The organism is Aureimonas jatrophae, from assembly GCF_900104035.1.
Taxonomy (GTDB): Bacteria; Pseudomonadota; Alphaproteobacteria; order Rhizobiales; family Rhizobiaceae; genus Aureimonas; species Aureimonas jatrophae.
This window is the reverse complement of sequence record NZ_FNIT01000017.1, coordinates 1-21,707: the sequence shown is the minus strand read 5'-3', so window position 1 is coordinate 21,707 and position 21,707 is coordinate 1. Positions and strand designations below refer to the sequence as shown.

At 70.5% G+C, this 21,707-nt stretch carries 16 protein-coding genes; 11 read left to right on the top strand and 5 right to left on the bottom strand.

What is annotated here, in order from left to right; genetic code table 11:
• The first annotated feature begins 4 nt into the window (after positions 1-4).
• The 11 genes from BLQ76_RS20685 (at position 5) to BLQ76_RS20635 (ending at position 15,147) form a co-directional block, all read left to right on the top strand.
• Positions 5-826 carry a type VI secretion system accessory protein TagJ gene (locus BLQ76_RS20685; RefSeq protein WP_090677097.1) on the top strand — a complete coding sequence of 274 codons (822 nt, stop codon included), beginning with the start codon at positions 5-7 and terminating at the stop codon, positions 824-826.
• Positions 819-1,328, top strand: a complete 510-nt coding sequence (gene tssE, locus BLQ76_RS20680) for a type VI secretion system baseplate subunit TssE (protein ID WP_090677096.1) — start codon at positions 819-821, stop codon at positions 1,326-1,328. Before BLQ76_RS20685 ends, tssE begins: the two co-directional genes overlap by 8 nt.
• Complete coding sequence (tssF, locus tag BLQ76_RS20675; protein WP_090677094.1) at positions 1,321-3,078, top strand: type VI secretion system baseplate subunit TssF; 1,758 nt, start codon at positions 1,321-1,323, stop codon at positions 3,076-3,078. Before tssE ends, tssF begins: the two co-directional genes overlap by 8 nt.
• Complete coding sequence (tssG, locus tag BLQ76_RS20670) at positions 3,075-4,067, top strand: type VI secretion system baseplate subunit TssG (RefSeq protein WP_090677093.1); 993 nt, start codon at positions 3,075-3,077, stop codon at positions 4,065-4,067. Before tssF ends, tssG begins: the two co-directional genes overlap by 4 nt.
• 18 nt (positions 4,068-4,085) lie before the next feature.
• Entirely contained in the window at positions 4,086-5,312 is a 1,227-nt protein-coding gene (locus BLQ76_RS20665) for an FHA domain-containing protein (RefSeq protein ID WP_090677092.1), read from the top strand.
• A complete protein-coding gene (gene tssK, locus BLQ76_RS20660; protein ID WP_090677090.1) occupies positions 5,309-6,649 on the top strand; it encodes a type VI secretion system baseplate subunit TssK in 1,341 nt (446 codons plus the stop codon). The genes BLQ76_RS20665 and tssK overlap by 4 nt, the downstream gene beginning before the upstream one ends.
• 5 nt (positions 6,650-6,654) lie before the next feature.
• Complete coding sequence (gene tssL, locus BLQ76_RS20655; RefSeq protein ID WP_170842704.1) at positions 6,655-8,160, top strand: type VI secretion system protein TssL, long form; 1,506 nt, start codon at positions 6,655-6,657, stop codon at positions 8,158-8,160.
• Complete coding sequence (gene tssM, locus BLQ76_RS20650) at positions 8,157-11,618, top strand: type VI secretion system membrane subunit TssM (protein ID WP_090677088.1); 3,462 nt, start codon at positions 8,157-8,159, stop codon at positions 11,616-11,618. Before tssL ends, tssM begins: the two co-directional genes overlap by 4 nt.
• Before the next feature lie 3 nt (positions 11,619-11,621).
• Positions 11,622-12,959 carry a type VI secretion system-associated protein TagF gene (gene tagF, locus BLQ76_RS20645; RefSeq protein WP_090677086.1) on the top strand — a complete coding sequence of 446 codons (1,338 nt, stop codon included), beginning with the start codon at positions 11,622-11,624 and terminating at the stop codon, positions 12,957-12,959.
• On the top strand, positions 12,956-13,927 hold the full coding sequence (locus BLQ76_RS20640; protein WP_170842703.1) for a protein kinase domain-containing protein: 972 nt from the start codon (positions 12,956-12,958) through the stop codon (positions 13,925-13,927). The genes tagF and BLQ76_RS20640 overlap by 4 nt, the downstream gene beginning before the upstream one ends.
• A gap of 194 nt (positions 13,928-14,121) precedes the next feature.
• Positions 14,122-15,147, top strand: a complete 1,026-nt coding sequence (locus BLQ76_RS20635) for a polysaccharide biosynthesis/export family protein (RefSeq protein ID WP_170842702.1) — start codon at positions 14,122-14,124, stop codon at positions 15,145-15,147.
• A 643-nt stretch (positions 15,148-15,790) separates the two neighbouring features.
• Here BLQ76_RS20635 and BLQ76_RS20630 read toward each other — a convergent pair.
• From BLQ76_RS20630 to otnK, 5 genes are all read right to left on the bottom strand, one after another.
• Positions 15,791-16,180: a response regulator gene (locus tag BLQ76_RS20630; protein WP_090677083.1), complete on the bottom strand. Its 390-nt coding sequence runs from the start codon at positions 16,178-16,180 to the stop codon at positions 15,791-15,793.
• A 10-nt stretch (positions 16,181-16,190) separates the two neighbouring features.
• Complete coding sequence (locus BLQ76_RS20625) at positions 16,191-18,131, bottom strand: GAF domain-containing protein (protein ID WP_170842701.1); 1,941 nt, start codon at positions 18,129-18,131, stop codon at positions 16,191-16,193.
• A gap of 719 nt (positions 18,132-18,850) precedes the next feature.
• Positions 18,851-19,615: a hydroxypyruvate isomerase family protein gene (locus BLQ76_RS20620; RefSeq protein WP_090677144.1), complete on the bottom strand. Its 765-nt coding sequence runs from the start codon at positions 19,613-19,615 to the stop codon at positions 18,851-18,853.
• 11 nt (positions 19,616-19,626) lie between these two features.
• Positions 19,627-20,301, bottom strand: coding sequence for a 3-oxo-tetronate 4-phosphate decarboxylase (gene otnC, locus BLQ76_RS20615; protein ID WP_244519706.1), 675 nt, complete (start codon positions 20,299-20,301; stop codon positions 19,627-19,629).
• Positions 20,298-21,707 (bottom strand): 3-oxo-tetronate kinase (gene otnK / locus BLQ76_RS20610; protein WP_090676043.1); only part of this gene is annotated, 1,410 nt, incomplete at its 5' end. The genes otnK and otnC, both read right to left, overlap by 4 nt.

Genomic DNA, 21,707 nt, shown 5'->3' with positions numbered 1-21,707 from the left:
CACGATGACGGACACCGGCGCGATCGGCACGCTTCTGGACGACAACCGGCTGGGCGACGCGATGGCGGCCGCCGTCGCCTCGCTGAAGGCACGGCCCCAGGACATGGCGGCCCGGCTTCTTCTGATTGATCTCCTGATCCTGTCGGGCGACTACGCGCGCGCCGACGCGCAGGCCGAGATCGCCGCCCGCCTGTTTCCGGGCGAGGCGGTCGGCCTCGCCCGCCTGCGCGGCCTCGTGCGGGGCATGGAGGCACGCCGCCTCTGGCACACGGAGGGCGCGGTGCCCGCCTTTCCCGGCGGTCCGAGTGCCGCCGATCAGATCGCGCTGCGCATGGCCCTCGCGCTGCGCGCGGGCGACGGGGCGGACGCGGCCGATCGGTTGCTCGAACTCGACCACACGCGGGGATCGCTCAGCGTCACGGTGGACGGCGAGGCGGCGAACGACTTGCGCGATCTCGACGATCGCCTGCCCCATGCGCTCGAGGCCGTGACCGATGGCGGCGCCTATCTCTGGATCGACTGGACGCGCATCGCCTCGCTCACGCTGGCACCCGCCGCCCGGCCGCGGGACCTGGCCTGGCGCCGGGCGTCCCTGGAGCTTTCCGACGGCTCGCAGGCCGAGGTGCTTCTTCCCCTGATCTACGACGCGCCGGATCTCGAACCCGCCGAGCGGCTCGGTCGCGTGACGGAGTGGCGCGACGCGCCGGGAGGGCTTGTGACGGGTCGGGGCCAGCGCTGTCTCCTTGTCGGCGAAACGGTGCGCGCGCTCGGCGAATGCGTGTCGATCGAGATTGCGTCCGCCCCGGCGGAGACGGTCCATGGCTGATCCGCTGGAGCGCTATCGCCCGACCGGCGAGACGTTGTCGCGCTCGGTCTTCGACCGGCTCTGCGACGCCGATCCCGATCTCGCCGCGGATGCGCCGCGTACGATCGGCCAGCAGCTGAGCGAGCTTCGCGAGAACCTCAGGCAGGACCTGGAACGCCTCCTCAACACGCGCCGCCCACCCGTCTCCCCGCCGGCGGAGGCGGAGGAGCTGGCGGACTCCCTGACCACCTTTGGCGTCGACGGCTTCTTCGTCACCGGCCTCGTGACCGATCATCAGCGCGCCGAGTTCGCACGGGCCACCGAGCGGCGCATCCGCCTGTTCGAGCCGCGTCTTGCCGAGCTTTCCGTCTCGGTCCTGGCGCCCCGCCATCCCTCCGAGCGCACGCTTCGCCTGCGCATCGAGGCCGTATATCGAGCTCAGGAGGGCATGCCGCCGATCGCGTTCGAGACGGCGGTCGATCCCTCGACCCAGCGTTTTCGTGTGGAGGCGAGCCGTGGCTGACGGTTTCCTCCAGCGCTATGCCGAAGAGCTCGGCGCGTTGCGCAAGCGAGCGTCTCGCTTCGCCAGCGCCCATCCCAAGATCGCGGGGCGCCTGCGCATCTCGGGCGAGCAGGTGGACGATCCCCATGTCGAGCGCCTTCTCCAAGGCTTCGCCTTCGCAAGCGCCCGCGTGCGGCAAAAGCTCGACGACGAGTTCCCGGAACTCACCGGCAGCCTCCTGGAAACCCTCTACCCCCATTATCTCGCGCCCGTCCCGTCCATGATGATGGTGCGCCTCCATCCGGTCGCGGGCCTCGAAAGCATCCAGCGCGTGGCGCGCCATACCGAGATCGCGGCTGAACCGGTGGAGGACGAGCGCTGCCGCTTCCGCCTGACGCAGGCGATCGACCTTGCGCCCGTGCGCGTGACCGAGGCGGACCTGTGCGGCCAGCCGATCGAGGCGCCGCTCGCGCCTCGCTGGAGCGCGGCGGCATGCCTGCGTCTCAAGCTTGGCACTCTGGCACCGGTTCCCTCCGTTGCCGCGCTCGGGCTCCGGCGCCTCGCCTTTCATATTCAGGCGCCGCTGCGAGAAGCCTCGGCGCTGCACGAGCTTTTGTGCAACCACACCCTCGGCGTGGCGCTCGCGCGCCACTCGGGCGACCGCGAGCCTGTCTTCCTGCCGTCCTCCAGTCTCCGCGCCGGAGGTTTCGAGACGGACGAGGCGATGCTGCCTTATCCTCCGTCGAGCTTCACCGGCTATCGCATTCTCAGCGAGTTCTTCGCTCTTCCGCAGAAGTTCCTGTTCGTGGAGCTGACGGGCCTGGAGCGATGGAGCGGCGAGACGCTCGAGGTCTTCGTGTATCTCGACCGGACCGACCCGGCGCTGGAGCGCCTCGTCTCGGCCGAGACCTTCGCGCTCAACGCGGCGCCCGCGGTCAACCTCTTCCGCCAGCGGGCCGAACCGATCGTCGTGGACGGCCGGCGCACGGAATACGCGCTCGTGCCCGATGCCAGGCGCCACCAGACGCGAGAGGTCTACGGCGTCGAGAGCGTCACGCTCACGGACCGGTCCGGGGTCCGTCTTGTGGCCCCCCGCTTCTTCGAGGGGAGCAGCCCGGATGCGCCCGCCTGGCAGCTCCGGCGGCGCTTCGATCCGCTGGACAACACGAGCGACGTCACCATCGCCTTTGCGGGCGACGGCGACGACGAGCTCGTCGCCGGCATCGAGACGCTTTGCCTCAACCGTGACCTGCCCGAGCGCCTGCCCTTCGGTGGCGGCCATCCCCACCTCGTGCCCGTGGACGCGCAGGCCGCGATCGGACGCATCGAGGCGCTCAGCGCACCGACCGGCGCGCTGCGCTTTGCGGGCGACGAGGACCGGCAGTGGCGTCTCCTGTCACACCTCAACCTCAACCACCTGTCGCTCACCGGCGGCGACGGCAGCGCGCTCAAGGAGATGCTGCGCCTCTACGTGCGGCCCGAACGCCGCGAAGCGAACCTCCTGATCGACGCGATCGTCGGCGTCTCGTCGCGCTCCACCCATTCACGCGTGGGAAGCGGCGGAATGGTGCCGGGCACGGACGTGACGCTTGTCTTCGAGCCGGGCCTGATCGATCGCGGCGCGGCCTATCTCTTTGCCAGCGTCATCGACCGCTTCCTGGGTCTCTACGCCACGATCAACTCCTTCACGCGCCTGCGCGCCGAGATGCGCGGCCAGGACGAGCCGGTCGCGCTCTTTCCCGCACGGCTGGCCGAAAGGCCGCTTCTGTGAGCGCCCTTGCCAAACCCGCGGACGACGGGGCGGTGGACCCGCTCGTGTCGGCCCTTCTTGCCGATCCGCAGAGCTTCGAGCCGACCACCGCGATCCGCATCGCCGAGCGGGCCGGGGCCAGCCTCGAGATCGGCTCGGAGGTTTCGACGCGCCTCGCGCCCGCCGCGATCGCATCCGTGACACGTCGGAGCGACAGGGTGATGCTGCGGTCCACGCTGCCCGGCCTCGTCGGCGCGCTGGGTGCGCTGCCGCCGAGCTATACCGAGACGGTGCTGGAGGAGGAGCGGCACCGCTCGCGCGCCTTCCGCGCGTTTCTGGACGTCTTCGCCGATCCGATCGCGCGCCTCATGGTGGACGCGAACGAGAAGTACCGGCTGCCGCGTCTTCTGCGCTGGCGAAAACTGTCGGGCGGCAACCGCATCGTGGGTGCGTTGCTCGCCTTTGCCGGCGTGCGCACGCCCGAAACGCGCCGGCTGAACCCGCTCGGCGACGAGGCCGTGCTGCGGTATGCCGGGCTCTTCGCCACGCGCTCGCGCAATGCCTCGGGGCTGGGCTCGATGCTGGCCGCGCACCTGCGTCTGCCGGTGGAGATCGAGCAGTTCTCGCCGCGATGGGTTCCGATCCCGGTAACCGAGCAGACCGCGCTGGGCGCATCGCGCGGCGCGCGGCTCGGCGTGGACGCGGCGGCCGGTCAGGCGATCCGCGACTACGCCGGTGCCTTTCGCGTGGTGGTCGGGCCGGTCGGCTATGCGGACTACCTGTCCTTCGAGCCGGGTAAACCGCGCATGGAGGAGTTGATGCAGCTTGTCCGCCTGTATGTCGGACCCAGCCTGCGCTTCGACGTTCAGGTCGTGCTCCGGCGCGAGGACGTGCCCTTCTGCCGTCTGGGCGAGGGCGCCATTCCCGCCCGTCTCGGCTGGAACTCGTGGGCGCGCGTCGCGCCGAGCGCCGTCGACAGCCGCGACGCCATCGTCGCGGCGACGGCCTGAGGAGGCGTGTGGGGAGTCATGCGCCTTCGTCTCGTCGCCCAAACGCCGCTGCCGGAAACCGACAAGGGCTGGCGGCTCCTGGAGCGGGGCGAACTGACGCTCGGCCGCGATCCGTCCTGCGGCTGGGTCCTGCCCGATCCCTCGCGCACCGTGTCCAAGATCCACTGCCGCATCCGGCGCGATGCCACCGGCTTCACGGTCACCGACGAGAGCACCAACGGCATGAGCGTCGACCGTCGTCCGTTGGCGCATGGACAGACGGCACGCCTTCAGACCGGCTCGGTGATCGACGTCTGCAACCAGCGCTTTTCGGCCGAGATCACGGGCGAGGTCGAGCCCGACTGGCAGGATCCCGAGGCGCGCTACGCGCTCAGCGACGATGCGCCCTCGATCACGGCGATCCTGTCCGACGTGTCGCCGGGCGGACGCACCGCGAGCGGCGTGCTGCCGGGGCGCAGCGGCGAGGAGGACTGGCTGGCCGCGCTCGACGCACGTGAAAGCGCGCCGCAGGCGCAGGCGGACCGGGCGAGCCGCCCGGTGATCGGATGGCGCGAGCCGATCGATCTCGCCATCACCGGGGGCTCGCGCCTGCCCGAGGACTGGGACACCGAAGCGGCGACCTCGACGCGCGCCGAGCATCGCGTGGCCACCTCGACGCGCATGCGCGTGCCCCGGCCGCCAGGCAGCGATCCCGTTCCGGCCGAGGCGTCGGCCCGGATCCACGGCCCGAGCGCAGCCGACGCCCTGGACGCCTTTCTGCAGGGTGGCGGTACGGCCAGCGCCGGCGATCCGCTCATTGCCCTGCGCGAGGCCGGCCGGGCGGATCGCGACATGCGCCGTGCGCTCGCGCGTCTCGACCGTGCCTTGGGTGATGTCGAGGAGGAAGCCGGCGTCGAAGCGTCGCCTGACGGCCTCGAGACCTTGCCGGCCCGTCAGCAGCGGCTTCTCGAGGCGCTGCGGACGCTTCTCGCCGAGACCGATGCGATGGCGCCAAGCCGCCTCGCGATGCAGGCGCGCGTCGACAACGGTGCGGCACCGAGAGGTCTGGCCGCGCGGCTGCCGCTGCCGGGCGGGGCCGAGCGCGCCGTTCTCGCGCTTCATCGCCGGCTTTTCGAGGGTGACGAGGCGGGCAGTCCGAGAAGCCGCTTCAACCGTCGCCTGCGGAGCGGTCCGTCCGGGGATCCGAGCGGCGACGACTTCGTGGAACTGAGCGCGGACCGCCCGCGCGGTGGAGACTGGGAATGAAGCATGGCAACCGCGTGGCCTGGACCGAGGGGATGTTCCTTCGCGTGCAGCACTTCCAGCAGGCGGACCGCTGGACCGAGCGGCTCGTGCAAGCGGCGACGCGCGACCTCGCGCCCTTCCCCTGGGGCCTGTCGAGCCTGGAGATCGACCGCGAGGCGCTGCATATCGGTCGCTTCGCGTTGTCGGCGGCCAGCGGCACCTTGCCGGACGGCACGGTGTTCGACGCCCCCGGCGACGCCGACCTGCCGCCGCCGGCTCCGCTGTCCCCGGCCGTGAAGAACGCGCTGGTCTACCTCGCCCTGCCGATGCGCCGGCCGGGCCGAGCGGACGTCGCCGCCGAGGATGCCGCGCCCTCCTCCGCCGTCCGGGTGCTGTCCAGCGCCTTCGAGGCGCCGGATGCGAATGCCGGCAGCGATCTTTCCGCGCCGATCGAGGTCGGACGCCTGCGTCTGCGCCATCTGGTGGAAGGCGACGAGCTCGGCGGCTTCGACCTGATCGCGCTCGCGCGCATCGTCGAGGTGCGCACCGACGGCGCGGTGGTGCTGGACGAGAGCTTCATACCGCCCGCCCTCAACTGCGATGCCGGCGGACGCCTCCTGTCAATGCTCACCGAGCTGCTCGGCATCGTTCGCCATCGCGCCGAAGCCATCGCGCAGCGCATCGGCGACCCCACGGTGCGCGGCACGGCCGAGGTCGGCGACTTCCTTCTTCTTCAGACCCTGAACCGCGCCGAGCCGCTGCTGGCGCATCTGGCCGCGAACGCCCGCCAGATCCATCCCGAGGACTTCTACCGCGCCTGCCTGCAGCTGGCGGGCGAACTGGCGACGTTCACGGCCGCCACCAAGCGGGCCACCGACTTCCCGCCCTATCGCCACGACGATCTGCAGGCGACCTTCGGGGCCGTGTTCGACGATCTGCGCGCCTCGCTCTCGGCCGTGCTGGAACAGGCGGCGATCCAGATCCCGCTCGACGAGCGGCGCTACGGCGTGCGCGTCGGCACGATCAACGATCGCACGCTCCTGCAGAACACCGGCTTCGTTCTCGCGGTGCGGGCCGACATGGCGGCGGAGACGCTGCGCCGGACCCTGCCCAACCAGGTCAAGGTCGGCCCGGTCGAACGCATTGCCGAACTCGTCAACGTGGCGCTGCCTGGCATTCCGGTGCGCCCGCTCCCGGTCCTCCCGCGCCAGCTGCCGTATCGTACCGGCACGGTCTACTTCGAGCTCGATACGAGCGCTCCGATGTGGAAGCAGCTCGAAACGTCCGGTGCCATCGCGCTTCATCTGGCCGGCGAGTTCCCGGGTCTCGAGCTTGAACTCTGGGCCCTCAAGGAATGAGCCGCATGTCGCCCTCCGGTCTTGGTCAGGACGAGCCCACGATCATCGAGCCCTCCGCGGAAGGGCAGCGCCGCGCGGCCCTGGCGGCGGGCTTGGCCGACATCTTCGACGATGTGCGTCCCGCCAGCCGGCCGGGTGAAGCACCCGCGACGCGCGGGGGCGTGGACTTCCGGCGGGTCGTGGAGGATTTCCGCTTCGGCGAGGAACTGCCGCCCCTGGTGGGCGCAGCGGCCCCCGTCATGGCGCTCGCCGTCGCCGTTCGCGAGTCCGGCGCCGAACCGGACGTGGAGGCTCTGCGCCAGCTCAGCTTCGCCACCGTGCGCGAATACGAGCGCAACCTGTCGGGAGCGCGCATCGCGCCCGAGCGCGCGCGCGCGGCGCACTACGTCGCCTGCGCCATGATCGACGACATCGTCCTGTCGCGCCCCTGGGGCGTTCAAAGCGGCTGGGCGCGCTCCGGCCTCGTCTCGACCTTCCATATGGACGTCACGGGCGGCGACCGGGTGTTCGATCTTCTCGACCACTTCCATCGCAATCCCGGCGCCAACAAGGACATCCTGTTCCTGATCTATCTCTGCCTGTCGCTCGGCTTCGAGGGCCGTACGCGCGTCAGCCCGCGCGGCGCCCTGGAGCTCGCGCAGATCCGCGACGGTCTCTACCGCACGCTGCGCGGCCAGTTCGGCGAGTTTGAGCGCGAACTCTCGCCCCACTGGCGCGGCGAGGCGGCTCGGCACAAACCCTTGCGCAACGCCGCCGCGTTGTGGGGCCTGCTGGGGGCCCTGCTCCTGTTCTTCGCCCTCGGCTACGTCCTGTTCCTTCTGGCGCTGAACCGGGACTCCGACGCGACGCTCAAGGCGTATGCCGACGCCGTGCCGAACGCCACGCCGACCGTCGCGGCGCTCGCGACCCCGAGCATCGCGACAGCGGACGAGGCGCCCGACACCGCCCCGGCGCAAACCGCGGAACAGCCGCCCGACCCGCCCCGACCCGATCCGCTCGCAAGCTTTGCCGAATTCCTGAACCCGGAAGTGAGCGAAGGTCTCGTCACGCTCACCCGCGACGGAGACTCGGTTCTGGTCCGCATCCGCAACGCCGGCCTCTTCGCCGTCGCCAGCGCCGAGGTCGAGCCGAACCTGCGTGGCCTTCTGGTGCGCATCGGCACGGCAATGGCGGCCGAGAACTTCCGCGCCGTCGTGATCGGCCATACCGACAACCAGCCGATCAACACCGTCCAGTATCCGTCGAACTGGCATCTGTCGGAAGCGCGCGCCAAGGCCGTGGCATCGATCCTGACGGAGTATGCCGGCCCCGGCACCGTGACGGCGGAGGGACGCGCCGACACGGAGCCTGTCGCCGACAACGCGACCGAGGACGGGCGCGAGGCCAACCGGCGCACCGAGATCCTGGTCGTGGGCGCCGCCAGCGCCGCCGGAACCGGCGTCGCGCCGGCACCCGGTCGGGCGGGCGAGACCGGCACGGGTGCGAACAGCGGTCTGGAGGTCGACCCGTGAACCCGTTGAACCTCTTCTACACGATCCGGGCCTATGTCGATTCCTATGCGGGGATCCTCGGCCGGCGCTTCCTGTCGCTGATCTGGGTTGTCGCGATCGCGGTGGTCGTCTGGTTCTATGGACCGATGATCGGCGCGGGCACGTTCCGCCCGCTGGAGCCCGCCCAGAACCGCCTGATCCTGATCGCCGCCCTGTTCGCGGCCTGGCTCGTCTATGTCGCGGTCGCCTATGTCCGGGGCAAGCGCGCGGACGGCGCGATGATCGATGCCATCGCCGAGGACGGTGCGGCGGACCCGGGCGCCGACCAGCGTGCCGAGGTGGAGGTTCTGCGCACGCGCCTGCGCGAGGCGATGGCGCGCTTGCGCAAGGTCGTGGGCCGGCGCTTCGGCTACATCTACGAGCTGCCCTGGTATGTCATGATGGGCGCGCCGGGCTCGGGCAAGACGACGGGCCTTGTGCATTCCGGCCTCAAGTTCCCTCTCGGCACCGGTTCCGACGGCGAGCCGGTCAGCGGGGTCGGCGGCACTCGCCACTGCGACTGGTGGTTCGCGGAGGAAGCGATCGTCATCGACACGGCCGGCCGCTACACGGTGCAGAGCGATTTCGGGGGCGTGGACAAGGCGGGCTGGAACGGCTTCCTCCAGCTCGTGCGCCGCTACCGGCGCTCGCAGCCGGTCAACGGCGTCCTCGTCACCTTGTCGGTCCCCGATCTCCTGCATCGCGATCCCGCGGTACGCCTCGAGGAGGTGCGCGCCATCCGGCAGCGCCTGGCCGAGATGGACGATGTCCTGCGCGCGCGGGTCCCGGTCTACCTCTTGCTCACCAAGGCCGATCTTCTGGAAGGCTTCGTGCCCTTCTTCGATGCGCTGTCGCGCACGGACCGCGACCAGGTCTGGGGCATGACCTTCGACCTGTCGATGAGCCAGGAGCCCCGCGCGCTTCCCGACCGGTTCCTGGAGGAGTTCGATCTCCTGCGCGAGCGCATCGACGCCCTTCTCCTGGAGCGCCTCCAGCAGGAGCCGGACATCGATCAGCGCGGACAGATCTTCCGCCTGCCGGCCCAGGTTTCGCTCCTGCGCGAGCCCGTGCACGAAGTCCTGACCGAGCTCGTCTCGCATTCGCGTCTCGTCTCGGCCCCGCTCGTGCGCGGCGTGTATCTCGCCTCGGGCACGCAGGACGGAGCGCTGTCGCCCGAGGCGGCCGGCGCCCGGGGGCGCAGCATGCGCCGCTCCTACTTCCTGTCGCGGCTGTTCCACGAGGTGATCTTCGAGGAGGCCGCGCTCGTCAGCTACGACAAGCGCCTGTCGGGTCGCGCGCTACTCCTGCGCCGCGCGGCGCTGACCGTGGCGGGGCTTTTGGTCGCCTTCGTCCTGGCCGGCTGGATCGCCGCCTATCTCAACAACCGCTCGGCCATCGCCTATGCCGCGACCGAAACCGAGCGCTTCGAGAACCTGGCCGCCTCGATCCCGACGCGCGACGTCTCGGATACGGACTTCCTGTCGGTTCTGCCGGCGCTCGATACCATCGCCGGCGCCAACGCGCGCTTCGCCTCCGGTGCGCCGCTCGGCTTCGACTTCGGTCTCGACCAGTCCGCCAAGACGGAAGGCAGTCATCGCCTCGCCTACGGGCGGGCACTCAACACCCTTCTCCTGCCGCGGCTGATGGTGGCGCTTCAGAACGACCTCGCCCGAACCGACGCGCCCGTGCGCGACACCTTCGACGCGCTGCATCTCTACGCCATGCTGGGCGGCATCGGCGTTCTCGACCCCGCAGACGCCTCCGCCGAAGGCCGGCGGATCTTCGCCCGTCTCTACCCGGGCGAAGGCATGCGGGACGCCCGCGACCGCTTGGGCGAACATCTCGATGCGCTGGTGGCCCGCCCCATCAGCTCGATCCCGGCCGACCGTCGCCTCGTCGAGGATGCGCGCCGACGCGTCGAGAACCAGTCGATCGCGGAGCGTGGCTACGACATTCTGAAGCGCCGCGCCGAGGCGCAGAACCTGGCGGCCTGGACCCCGGCGGGGGCGGTCGGCTCCAGCGGCGAGGCGGCGTTCGACCGCGCGTCCGGCGCCTCGCTGCGCGAGGGCATCGACGGCCTCTTCACGAAGGCTGGCTTTGCCACCGCCGTTCTGCCCGGGATCAACGCCGCGGCGACGCGAGCGGTGGACGAGGAATGGGTGCGTGGACGCGCCAATCCGCCGAACACCAGTGCGAGCGCGACGGCGCGGGAGATCCTGGCGCTCTACTACGCCGAGTTCGAGGAAAGCTGGCGGGCGCTCGCGAGCGACCTGCGTGTGCGCCCGGGCGCCGACCTGTCGGCCATGACCGAGACCGCCCGTGTTCTGGCCGGCGCGCCCCCGCCGCTGCCTGCGCTGTCGCGCTCGCTCGCCGACACGGCGCAGCTTGCGTTGCCCGATGGCGTCGATGCCGTCAGCCTGGGGCTCGACCTCGGCACCGCGCCCGATCCGTTCGCCCCGCTGCGACAGGCCTTGAGCGAGCCGGCACCAGGTGCGCCGGCACCAGCCGACGGCGAGGAACCGCCCACGGTCGTATCCGCGCTGCAGCCCCTGATCAGGACGCTCTACGAGCAGCTGTCGCGGGCCAGCGCCTCGTCGGCCGAGGTCGCGGCGATCTTCGACACCAAGGGTCAGCTCAACGAGGCCAATCAGGCGCTGGTCGCCGAGGCCCGGCGCCTGCCGGCGCCGCTCGACAACTGGGTCGGGGGCCTCGCGGCCGATGTCGATCAGCTCGCCGTGTCGACGGCCCGCACGCAGCTGCGCGCCGAATGGCAGGCCGGCGGGGCTCGACTGTGCGAGGAGGCGATCGCCGGGCGGTATCCGTTCAGTCGCGATGCGCAGAGCGAGGTGGCGCTCGACGACTTCACCCGCGTCTTCGGACCGGACGGGGTCTTCGAGACCTTCCTGCGCGATCGGCTCGCCCCCTTCGTGGATACCTCGACGCAGCCCTGGCGCTGGCGCGGCACGTTCGGTGCGGCGGGCCAGGAAAGCGAGGCGCTCGAGCAGTTCGCCACCGCCCGCGCCATTCGCGAGGCCTTCTTCACGTCGGGCCCACGTCCGAGCCTCAGCCTCAACGTCACGCCGGTCTCTCTGTCCGACGACGCCTCGGCGGTGATCCTCGAGATCGGTTCTGGGCGCGTCGCCTACTTTCACGGTCCGATCCAGTCGCGTTCCCTCGTCTGGCCCTCGCCGGAGGGAGCGGCGCAGTCGCGCGTGATCATTCAGCCGGGCGGCTGGCAGAACGCGCTGACGCGAACCGGTCCCTGGTCGGCCATGCGCTTGTTCGATGCGAGTCGTCGCGATCCGCAGTCCGACGACCGGTTTCGTGCCCGCTTCACGGTGGATGGGCGCAGCGCCGAGTTCGACGTGCAGGTGGGCTCGATCCTGAACCCGTTCGCGACCGATGCGCTTTCGGGCTTCCGCTGCCCGGCGGGGTTCTGAACGATGAGGCGGCCGCTTGAGGCAGGCGTGCCGGGCGCGGGCTTCTTCGGCAAGGTCCCGAGCCAGGGCGACTTCGTGGCGAGCCGCTTCGACCGCTCGTTGCGCGATCCCCTGGATCGCTGGGCCCAGCGCGCGCTGGCCCAGGCTCGGCGCGAACGGGGCGAGAGCTGGAAGCAGGCCTTTCTGGCCATGCCGCCCTGGCGCTTCGCGCTGGGCGCGGCGCTGGCGGGCGGCGAACCGGCCATCGGCGTGATGGTGCCGAGCCAGGACCGCGTCGGTCGTCCCTTCCCGCTGTTTCTGGGCGCCCGAATGGCCGATCATCGCGGACCGGTGCGACTCCTGGCGCGCCAGCGGCGCTGGTTCGAGACCGCCGAAGCGCTGGCTTTGGAGGCGCGCGGTACGACGATGCCGCTGGAACGGCTGGACCGGAACCTCGCCTCGCTGTGGCCCGATCCCGGCGCGGGTAGCGACGAGGGCGCGGGGAGCTCGGGCCGCGAGGAGCGCGATCGTTCCTTCTGGTGGACCGACGGGAACCCGCCCCGCCGTTTCGCCGCCAACGGGTTTCCCGCACCCGAGGAGTTCGGGCATTTCCTTGCGGAGGACGCCATGGGGGCGGTCCGCGAGCCGGAGCGCAAGCCAGGAGCGGCACCGCCGCCCCTGTCCGCTCCGGCATCACCGCAAAACTTCGCGCTTCGCGTCGCCACGCGCTCCCATCCCGGAACTCGGCTCCGCGTGGATGCCGATGCGGTGTTCGTCGCGGAACCCGGACATCTCCATGCGATAGCCGGCGGTCAGGGATCGCTGACCGCCACGCCCGCCCCCGCCCGTCTCGCGCTGGAGCGCGTCTCCCGCGTCCTGCCCTCGGATCGGATCGCCGACCTGACCGCGGAGGTGAAGGGCGCTCTTGGCAATGCGAATACCCTGATGCGGCGGGAAGGAGGGGAGGCCCTCCCGCCGGGCGGCATCGGCATCGTCGCGCTGGCGCTGGCCTCCGATGGTTTCGCTGCCGTCTGGGCCGGGGACTTGCGATGCTACCTCCTGCGGGCGGGCACGATGCGCCTTCTGACGCGCGACCATGTCGGTATCGGTCTCGAGCGACGTCTGACGCGCAGTCTCGGCGGTTCGGCGCAGTTCAGCTGCGATGTCGCGGGCGGCCGTACGGAGCCGGGCGACGTGTTTCTTCTGGCCACCGGTTCGCTGACGCGGGCGTTGCCCGAGCGCGAGATCGCCGGACGCCTGATGGCGGCCGAGCCGGAGGCGGCGGCGCGGGCGCTTCTGGACGATGCCCTTGTAGCAGGCGTCCGCGAGAACCTGTCGGTGATCGTGGCGGGGCTGCGATGACGGACCCCGCGCTGGCCCGCGTTGCGGATCGCCTGGCGGCCCTGCGCGATGCGATAGATCAGGTTTCGGACGGGGTGGACCGCGCGATCATCCGCGACGGCGTGCGAGATGTCCTGGACCGGGACGCCGCGACGCCGACGGACGCCCCTTTGATCGCCAACAGCTTCACGGGTCTTGAAAGGCTCCATCGCGGAGCGTCGTTCGAGATCCTCCTCGTCCGGCAACGGGATCTCGGCACGCTTTACGCCTTGAAGACCCTCTGTCCCGAGCGCGGCTCGGCTCCCCTCCTGCGTCGCTTGCTTCTCGACGAGGCGCGGCATCAGGAGCGCGTCCGCCACCCCGCCTGCCTTGCGCTGCGCGCCGCGCTTCGCCTTGCGGACGGGCGCCCGGCCCTTTTGTTGGATTATGTCGACGCCCCGACGCTGGCGACGGTGCTGCGCGAGCGGCATCTGGGATCGGTCGAATGCATCGCGCTGGCGTTGCGCCTGGCGGCAGCGCTGGAAGCCGTCCACGCCGCGGGACTCATTCATGGCGACGTATCGCCCGCCAACGTCCTTCTGCCGGGGGGCCGGGCCGAGGCCGCCATCCTTCTCGACTTCGGCCTCGCGCGTTGCATCGGCGCACGCCCCCACGAGGCCGATCTCGAACAGGCATGGACCCCTGGCTTTGCCGCACCGGAAGCCCGATCCCCCGGTGCCCCAGCCGACGTGACATCGGATCTCTTCTCGCTCGGCCGCCTTCTAGCCGTCGCCTGCGTGCCCGACGCGCGGGCGGAACTCGAGCCGCTGCTCGGTTCTCTTCTGCAGACGAACCCGAGCGACAGGCCGCAGTCGGCGCGCGAAACCATCGGGCTCCTGGCGACCTGCGGCGCGAAGGACACAACCCACGCGAAAACCGCTGCGACATCCAGCAACGAATCAGTTTCGAGACTTATGAAGTCATCAGGTCGAGTTATCTCTCGGCTCTGATCCGTTGTGGAACGGGTCGTGCTGTGGTTCCGATCGACGGTAAGAGCCCCGTGGAAACTTTGTCGATGCTGCCTGTCGCGAAGACGAACATCCGTTCGACGCTTTTTTGCCGAAGGAACGTCACGATCCTCGGGCTGTGTTCCGTTCTGCTGGCGGGATGTGCTTCGCCGGGATCGGGACCGAGCGCGACCTCCTTGGAAAATTCGGTGCGGCTCGCCTCGACCGGTCAGGCGCCGGTCGTGGACCTCGTCGCCGCAACCCCGGCTCGCTCCTCCCCCGGAAGCCAAGCGGGTCTCGCGCGTCTTGCGGCGGCGAAGTTCAACGGCGGCATCCTGCGTCCCGGCGACACCGTCACGGTCCGTATCTTCGACACGAGCGAGCAGGGCCTCGTGTCCACCGCCTCGGCCACGTCGCTCGATCTCGGCTCCTTCAAGGTCGACAACGGCGGCTTCATCGACGTCCCCTACGCGGGACGCCTGCGCGCGGCCGGATCGACGCCGTCCGCCCTGCAGGGCCGGATCGCAAGCGGCTTGAAGGGCTCGTCGATCTCGCCCGAGGCGACCGTCTTCGTGTCGGAAACGGGCAGCAGCGGTTTCACGGTGAACGGCGCGGTGAACCAGGCCGGGCGCTTCAACCTGACGACGCAGGGCGAACGCGTGCTGGACGCGATCGCCCTTGCGGGAGGCCCCTCCTCGCCTTCTGGCGAGACGGAGGTCACCGTGATCCGGGGCCGCGACCGCGCCTCCGCCTCGATGGATAGGCTCCTTCTGGATCAGGCCCAGAATATCTTCGTTCAACCCGGCGACCAGATCTTCCTGGGACGTGATGCCACGAGCTTCACCTCCTTCGGGGCCTTCGCCAGTCCCGGCGAGTTCCGCTTCCAGCCGGGCGAGCTGACGCTGGCCCAGGCCGTGGCGCGCTCGGGAGGGCTTCTGAACGATCGCGCCAACGCGCGGCGCGTGTATCTCCTGCGCTCCGAACCGGCGGACGTCGCCCGCAACCTTGGTGTCCTGCCCCCCGGCGATCCGACGACGGGACTGGTGCCCATCATCTACCGGATCGACATGAAGCAGCCCGCCTCGCTCTTCGCGATGCAGAACTTCCCCATGCGAAAGGGCGACATCCTCTATGTGCCGGACTCGGCAGGAGCCGATATCCGGCGCGCGCTGAACCCCTTCCAGGCGGCTCAACAACAGACCACGGCAGCGCCGCCGCAATAGCGGGTTCGCCGGCATGGGGACGTCTCGGTCGGAAGAGATGTCCCTATTCGGGTTTTCGCCGGGGAACCGGTAACGAATGCCGTATCTTGGCGGACCAATGACCTACGGAGCGCGCTCTCATCCGGAAACAACGCCGGACCGCGGGTCGGTGACATCCGAGCATCGGGTCGAGGCGGTCGCAGCCGCGCTTCCGCCGAGGCGAGTCCGGCTCGCCGCCTCATGCGCGCAACATGCCGACCACCCGTCGAGCGCGACGATCCCTGGGTCGTCCGGCTGGGCAGCTCCGGCCTGCGTCGACGCCTTCGCGCGATCATCGGGGATGGAAGACGATCGTCCCACCAGCCGACCGTGTGGATCGGCGCTTCCGGCCCAGCGCTGCGGCTAGACGTGATCGTCGGACGAGCGCCGAAGGCGTTCGCTTCGCTGAAGGCTGGCCTGTTCTGCCTTGCCGTGACTCGCACAACGGAAGCGTCCCGCTGAAGTGCGGTCTCGCGCGGGAATTGCTACGGCGCGGCGGCGCGGGACGGGGCCAAGGGACGCTGGCAGGTCAGGGGCCGGCGAATGGCTGATCTGCTCCATGATCCCTTCGAGACCCGGAACGCCGAGCAACGGTGGCCCGCATGTCAGACCGATCCCCGGTACGTCAGTTCTGGATCTGCGCGGCGATGTCGTTGAGCGCCTTGATGATGCCCCGCGGCGGGTAGGGCTTGGCGAAGAACAACCCGTTCTCCGGCATGTCCGTCGTCTCGACCTTCATGCGCCCCGATGTGACGATGATCGCGACCGGTGGCCAGCGGTCGCGAACGGCTCGGGCGAGCTTCAACCCGTCCATGGTACCGGGCATCTCGACATCGGTGAACAGGACGCGGATCTCGGAATGACGCTCCAGCATGCGAATGGCCTGGTCCGCATTCTTGGCCTCGTAAGCCGTGAAGCCCGCCTCCTCGCACAGGTCCACGGCTTCCGCCCGCACCAGGGCGTCGTCTTCCACGATCAGAACGGCGTAACGGGAGGGGTCAAAGGACTGAGCCATGGTTGCAGGGTCAAACGTTCGGTTGGCTGGCGGGATGCGCAAGCGCGCCCGTCAGGGTAAAGCGGATACCGGCGGGATCGAAGTCGATATGACCCTCGCCATCGAAGTAGCTGCTGACGATGCGCTCGATCAGCTTGGAGCCGAACCCGCGTCGTTCCGGTGCCGTAACGGGCGGACCGCCGCTTTCGATCCAATGGAACGCGAACGCTCCATCGACCACGTCCCAGGTCACATCGACCCGGCCCATCGCGTTCGACAGGGCACCGTACTTGGCCGCGTTGGTCGCGAGCTCGTGGATCGCGAGGCTAAGGCCCAAGGCTCGCTGCGCGGTCAGGTCCGCATGCGGTCCGGACATCGCGATGCGATCGCCTGCCAGGCGGTGCGGGGCGATGGCGGCCTCGGCAACCTCGCGCACGTCGGCCTCGGTGAAGTTCGTGCGCGTCAGGATGTCCTGCGCCCGGGCCAGAGCCGACAACCGGCTGGAGATGGCCTCTCGCGCCTCGTCCATGGTCTGAGCCTGGCGCAGCGTCTGCGTAGCGATCGCCTGGACCATCGCCAGCGCGTTCTTCATCCGATGCGACATCTCCTGCGTCAGGACGCGCTGGGCGTCCTCCATCCGCAGGCGAGCCAGCGCCGCTCGAACCCGGTCGCCGACCTGCTCGGCGAACTGGCGCTCGCCATCCGTCCAGGCATGGAGCGTTCGCGAATGGGCGAAGACAACCGCGTAGAGGCGGCCGTCGAAGCTGATCGGCAGATCCAGAAAGGATCGGGTGTCGATGGCGTCGAAGCTTGCCCGTCGCCCGCTCGTGCGAGGGTCCGAAGCAACGTCATCGACGGCCACGATGGCACCGCGCTTGAGATCGGCGATGTAGGAGCCATAAGACGAGAAGTCGTGCTGACCGACGACGCTGGACATGCCGGGTTCGCACCAGTCGGAGGCGACATCGATCGTGTCCTCCCGCAGGTTCACGAGGCCCGAGCCCATCCGGTCGACCTCGAGCCCGTCGGCGAGGCAGCGCGCGGCAGCCGTCACGATGGTTTCGAGGTCGGAGCGACCGCGCAACTCGTCGGCCAGCGTCAGAAGCGTCGCCTGACGGCGCTCCCGCCGGATCCGCTCGGTGACCTCGATGAAGATGACCGTGAAGCGGTCGCCGCCGATCGGCTGCGCGACGCCGTCGTACCAGCGATCCAGCGTGCCGACCCGGCGTGTGAAGCGCGCAGGCTCGCCGGTTTCCACGACACCGGCGAACTCGTCCACCCAGGCGTCCTCGACGCCGGGCAGAAGTTCGCGAACGGTGCGTCCCACGGCCGTTCCATGCGGTACGCCGAGAAGGTCATGCCAGGCGGCGTTCACCGCCTCGTACATCCAGTCGATGATACGCCCGGTTTCGTCCCTGACGACCCGGCCCAGGATGAAGCCCTCCTGCAAGCCTTCGAACATGGAACGCCAGCGGCTTTCCGAGATGCGGACCGCCATCTCCTTGTCGACCGTGCGCGCGATCGAGCGCAGGCGACGCATGTCCGCTTCGGTCCACGACCGGGGTTGCGTGTCGATCGCGGCGAGCGCGCCCACGATCTCACCGTCGGGAAGGGTTAGCGGAACGCCGAGATAGGCGACCACCCCGATGTCGCCGATCGCCGCATTGTCGCGCAGCGTCGGGTCGAGCCGGGCGTCACTGGTCACGAGCGGGGCTTGCCGGTCCACGACATGCTGGCAGAAGGAATGGGTCATCGGCGTCTCGCCGCGTTCGGCCCATGGTTCCGGCAACCCGCTATGGCCCGCGAAGACCTGCCGGTCCTCGTCGACAAGGGTGATGATGGCGACCGGCACGTCGAGAACGTCGCGCACATGATCGGTCAGGTGTCCGAATTCGTCTTCGGAGGCGCGCTGGAGCAGGCCGCTGCGGCGCAACGCGTCGACGCGACCGGCGTGGAGGTGGTGGGAGCGCATGTCCAACATCGTGCCGACCAAGAATGCGGAACCGACGTTCGACAGGTTTGTCGAGTTCCGGCCATGGCCTAGCGCGAATCGGCGGTGAGGTCACGCATTCGACGCCCGGAAAGGCATGATGGCGATGCGGCGTCGCGGACGATGAGCGAACGGCTGGTCCCCGGCCGGGCCGGTCGACGTCGAGCAGGCGCCGCGTGGGCGCCTCGTCTTATCGGGCTGTGGACGGGACGCTCGCTTGTCAGATCACGCCGGTCGACAGGGCCGGATCCGGGCACCACGACGAGCTTCCGCCAAGCGACCCGTCCTGCGAGCTTGCGGCCTGCTCGACGCTTTGGGGCGGCGACTTCCTGCATTCCGGGCTGCCGACGTCGCTGATCGCGGCGTTTCGGCATCGGCTTGATGCCCCGCGTCGGTCGCGGCAACGTCGCGTTTGTCGTGCCGGCGGACTTGCCGGACTATGTGCTATATCGCGGTCTAGGTAGCACCATGGCATCGGCGTGGAGCCCGACCGTGGCATCCTGTTCCCCTGGTACACAGGCAGCAGGATCAAAGGCGGGTGGTCGCCAAGCGTGCGGTCAGGACCCTTCCGCACGAGATCGCACGCCTCCCGTCCCCCTCGCCGCAACCCAGACGGTCCGCTTTCCAGCCGCCACCGCCGAGCGACGCTAGAAAACTGACCGCCCGAAGCAGCTCGCTCACGTCGGTACACCCATGCCCTATCAGCCCTCGAACCCCCTCATCCAGGCCAGTCCGTCGTCGGTTGCGCCCGTTGGCTTGTACTCGGCGCCGAAGGGTCCTGCGTATCCGGCGGCCTGGAGGGCGGGCAGGAGCCAGGGGTAGTCGACCTCGCCCCGGTCAGGCTCGGCGCGGGTGGGGACGGCTGCGAACTGGACGTGGCCGACAAGGTCCTTGTGCGCGGCAAAGCGCGTGACGAGGTCGCCGCCCATGATCTGCTGGTGGTAGCAGTCGAACAGGATCCGGACTTCGGGGCGCGCCAGCTGGCGCACGAGCGCGGCCGCCTCCTCCACCGTGGCGTGGAGGTAGCCGGGCGCATCGCGCCGGTTCAGCGGCTCGACCAGGACGCCCATGCCGGTGTCGCAGGCGAGATCGGCGGCATAGGCGAGGTTGGCGAGGAACGTCGCCTCGGCCCCCGCCTGCCCGCGCGCCGCGCCCGCCATGACGTGCACGCAGCGCGCCCCGATCCGCGCCCCGTACTCGAAGGCTTGCCCGATGGCCTCGCGCGCCTCGCCCTCGCGCCCGGGCAGGGCGGCGAGCCCGTTCTCGCCGGGCTGGCCGCGACGGGTGTTGAGCGAGAGCATCGGCAGGCCGGTCTCGGCAAGCGCGTCGGCCACCGCGCCTGCATCCGTCTCGTATGGCCAGTGGCATTCCACCGCCGCAAAGCCCGCCGCCCCGGCGCGCCGGATGGCGTCCGGCAGCGACAGCTCGCTCCACAGGAAGCCCAGATTGGCCGACAGCTCGATCATGTTCGCCTCCCTCACCCGTCCCATTCCACGTCGAAGCGCTTCACCACGCGCGCGACCTCGCCCTCCGACAGAAGGCGCGGATGGTGGCCGCGCGTGAGCAGCGCCAGGCGCGCGGTGGCCTCCAGCTCCTCCATGGCGTTGACCGCCGCCTCGAGGTCGCGGCTGGCCACGACCGGCCCGTGGTTGGCGAGAAGCACCGCCGAGCGCCGGCCCCCCAAGCCCCGGATCGCCTCGCCGGTGAGGGGGTCGCCCGGCACGAAGAAGGGCAGAAGCTTGACGCGCCCGAGCAGCATCACGGCATACGGGGTGATCGCGGGCAGCGCGTTCTCGGGGTCCACCTCGGGCAGCGTCGACCAGGCCACCGCATGGGCGGAATGCAGATGCACCACCGCCCCCGCCGTTCCGCGCGTCTGGTAGAAGGCGGCGTGAAGCGGCACCTCCTTGGTGGGCGCATCGCCCGACACGAGCTGCCCATCGGCGCCCAGCCTGGCCAGGCGCCCGGGGTCGAGGCGGCCGAGCGAGCGGCCGGTCGGGGTGACGAGCAGCCCACCATCGGGCAGGCGCACCGAGACGTTGCCGGACGCCCCTTGCGTCAGCCCGCGGTCGAACAGGCTGGCGGCCAGCCGGCAGACGTCTTCGCGAAGCTGGCTCTCGGCGCGGGCGTCGCTTGCGATCACCCCGCTCACGGTCGTCGCGCTTCCGGTCGCCCCGCTTCCGGGACGGTCTGCCCGAGCACGTCGAGCGCCTGCGCGAAGAAGCGCTCGTCGCCGAAGTTGCCCGACTTCAGCGCCAGCCAGAGCGGGCGCCCGCCGCCGGCGCCCCCGGCTTCCCCCACCCCGTCCGCGCGCACCGCCGGCACGCCGGCCGCGATCTCGGGGCCGATGGCCAGCGAGGCTAGGCCCAGGCCCTCCACCACCGCCCCGGACGTCTCGCCGCCCGCCGTCACGAGGCGCGTGACGCCCCCCGCCACCAGCCGGCGCGCCAGCTCGGCAAAGAAGCCCTCCACCGCGCCTGCCACGCGCTCCTGTCCAAAGCGCGCCTGCGCCTCCCGCACGACGCTCGGATCGGCCGAGGTGTAGACCAGCGGAGCGCCCGCCGCCGCGCCGCCCGCCCCGTTGCCTCCCTCGCCGCCCTCGCCCGGCCCCGGGTGATCGTCCACAAAGCGCAGCGCGCGCCCGACCGCCCCCGCCCCGTCGGCCACGATCTCGTCGGCCGAGACCTCCAGCCCCGGCGCGCCGTCCGCCAGATGGCGGCGCACCTGCGCGCGCGTCATCACCGAGCACGAGCCCGACAGGATCGCCGCCCGACCGCGCGAGCCCGCCCAGGCGTCCGCGTCGGGGCCGCGCACCGGGACCAGCCCCTCCCGGCGCAGGTTCTCCGGCAGGCCCAGCGCGATCCCTGAGCCCCCCACCAGAAGCGGCCAGTCGGCGGCCGCCTGCCCGATCGCGTGCAGGTCCTCGTCGCGGATCGCGTCCACCACCACCAGCGGGCGGTTCGCCGCGGCTTCCGCTAGCGCGCCTTCGCGGATCGCGTCCGCCCCGGCAAACACCGTGGACGCCGCCACGTGCCCGACACCGAGCTGTGTCTGGTAGCCCAACCAGCGCCGGATGTCGGGATCGCGCATGGGGGTGAGCGGGTGGTCGCGCATGCCCGACTCCGACAGGAGCGCGTCGGCGACAAACAGGTGCCCCTGGTAGAGCGAGCGCCCCGCGCGCGGAAAGGCCGGGCACACCAGGACCGGGCCCATCGCCGCCGCTCCCGCACCCAGCCGCGCCGCCAGCGCCGCCCGCAGCGCCTCGGCCACCGGGCCGATGTTGCCGCTCCGCGTCGAGTCGAACGTCGAGCACACCTTGAACAGGATCTGCCGGCAGCCTTGCGCCAGGAGCCAGTCCAGCGCACCCAGCGACAAGGCCACCGCCTCACTGGCCGCGATCGTGCGCGACTTCAGCGCCACCACGCCCGCCTCGACACCCCGCTCCGCCGGACCCGACGGAACCCCCGCATACTGCACGACCCGCAAGCCACCCCGCGCCAGCGTGTTCGCCGCATCCGACGACCCCGTGAAGTCGTCCCCGATGATCCCAAGATGCAT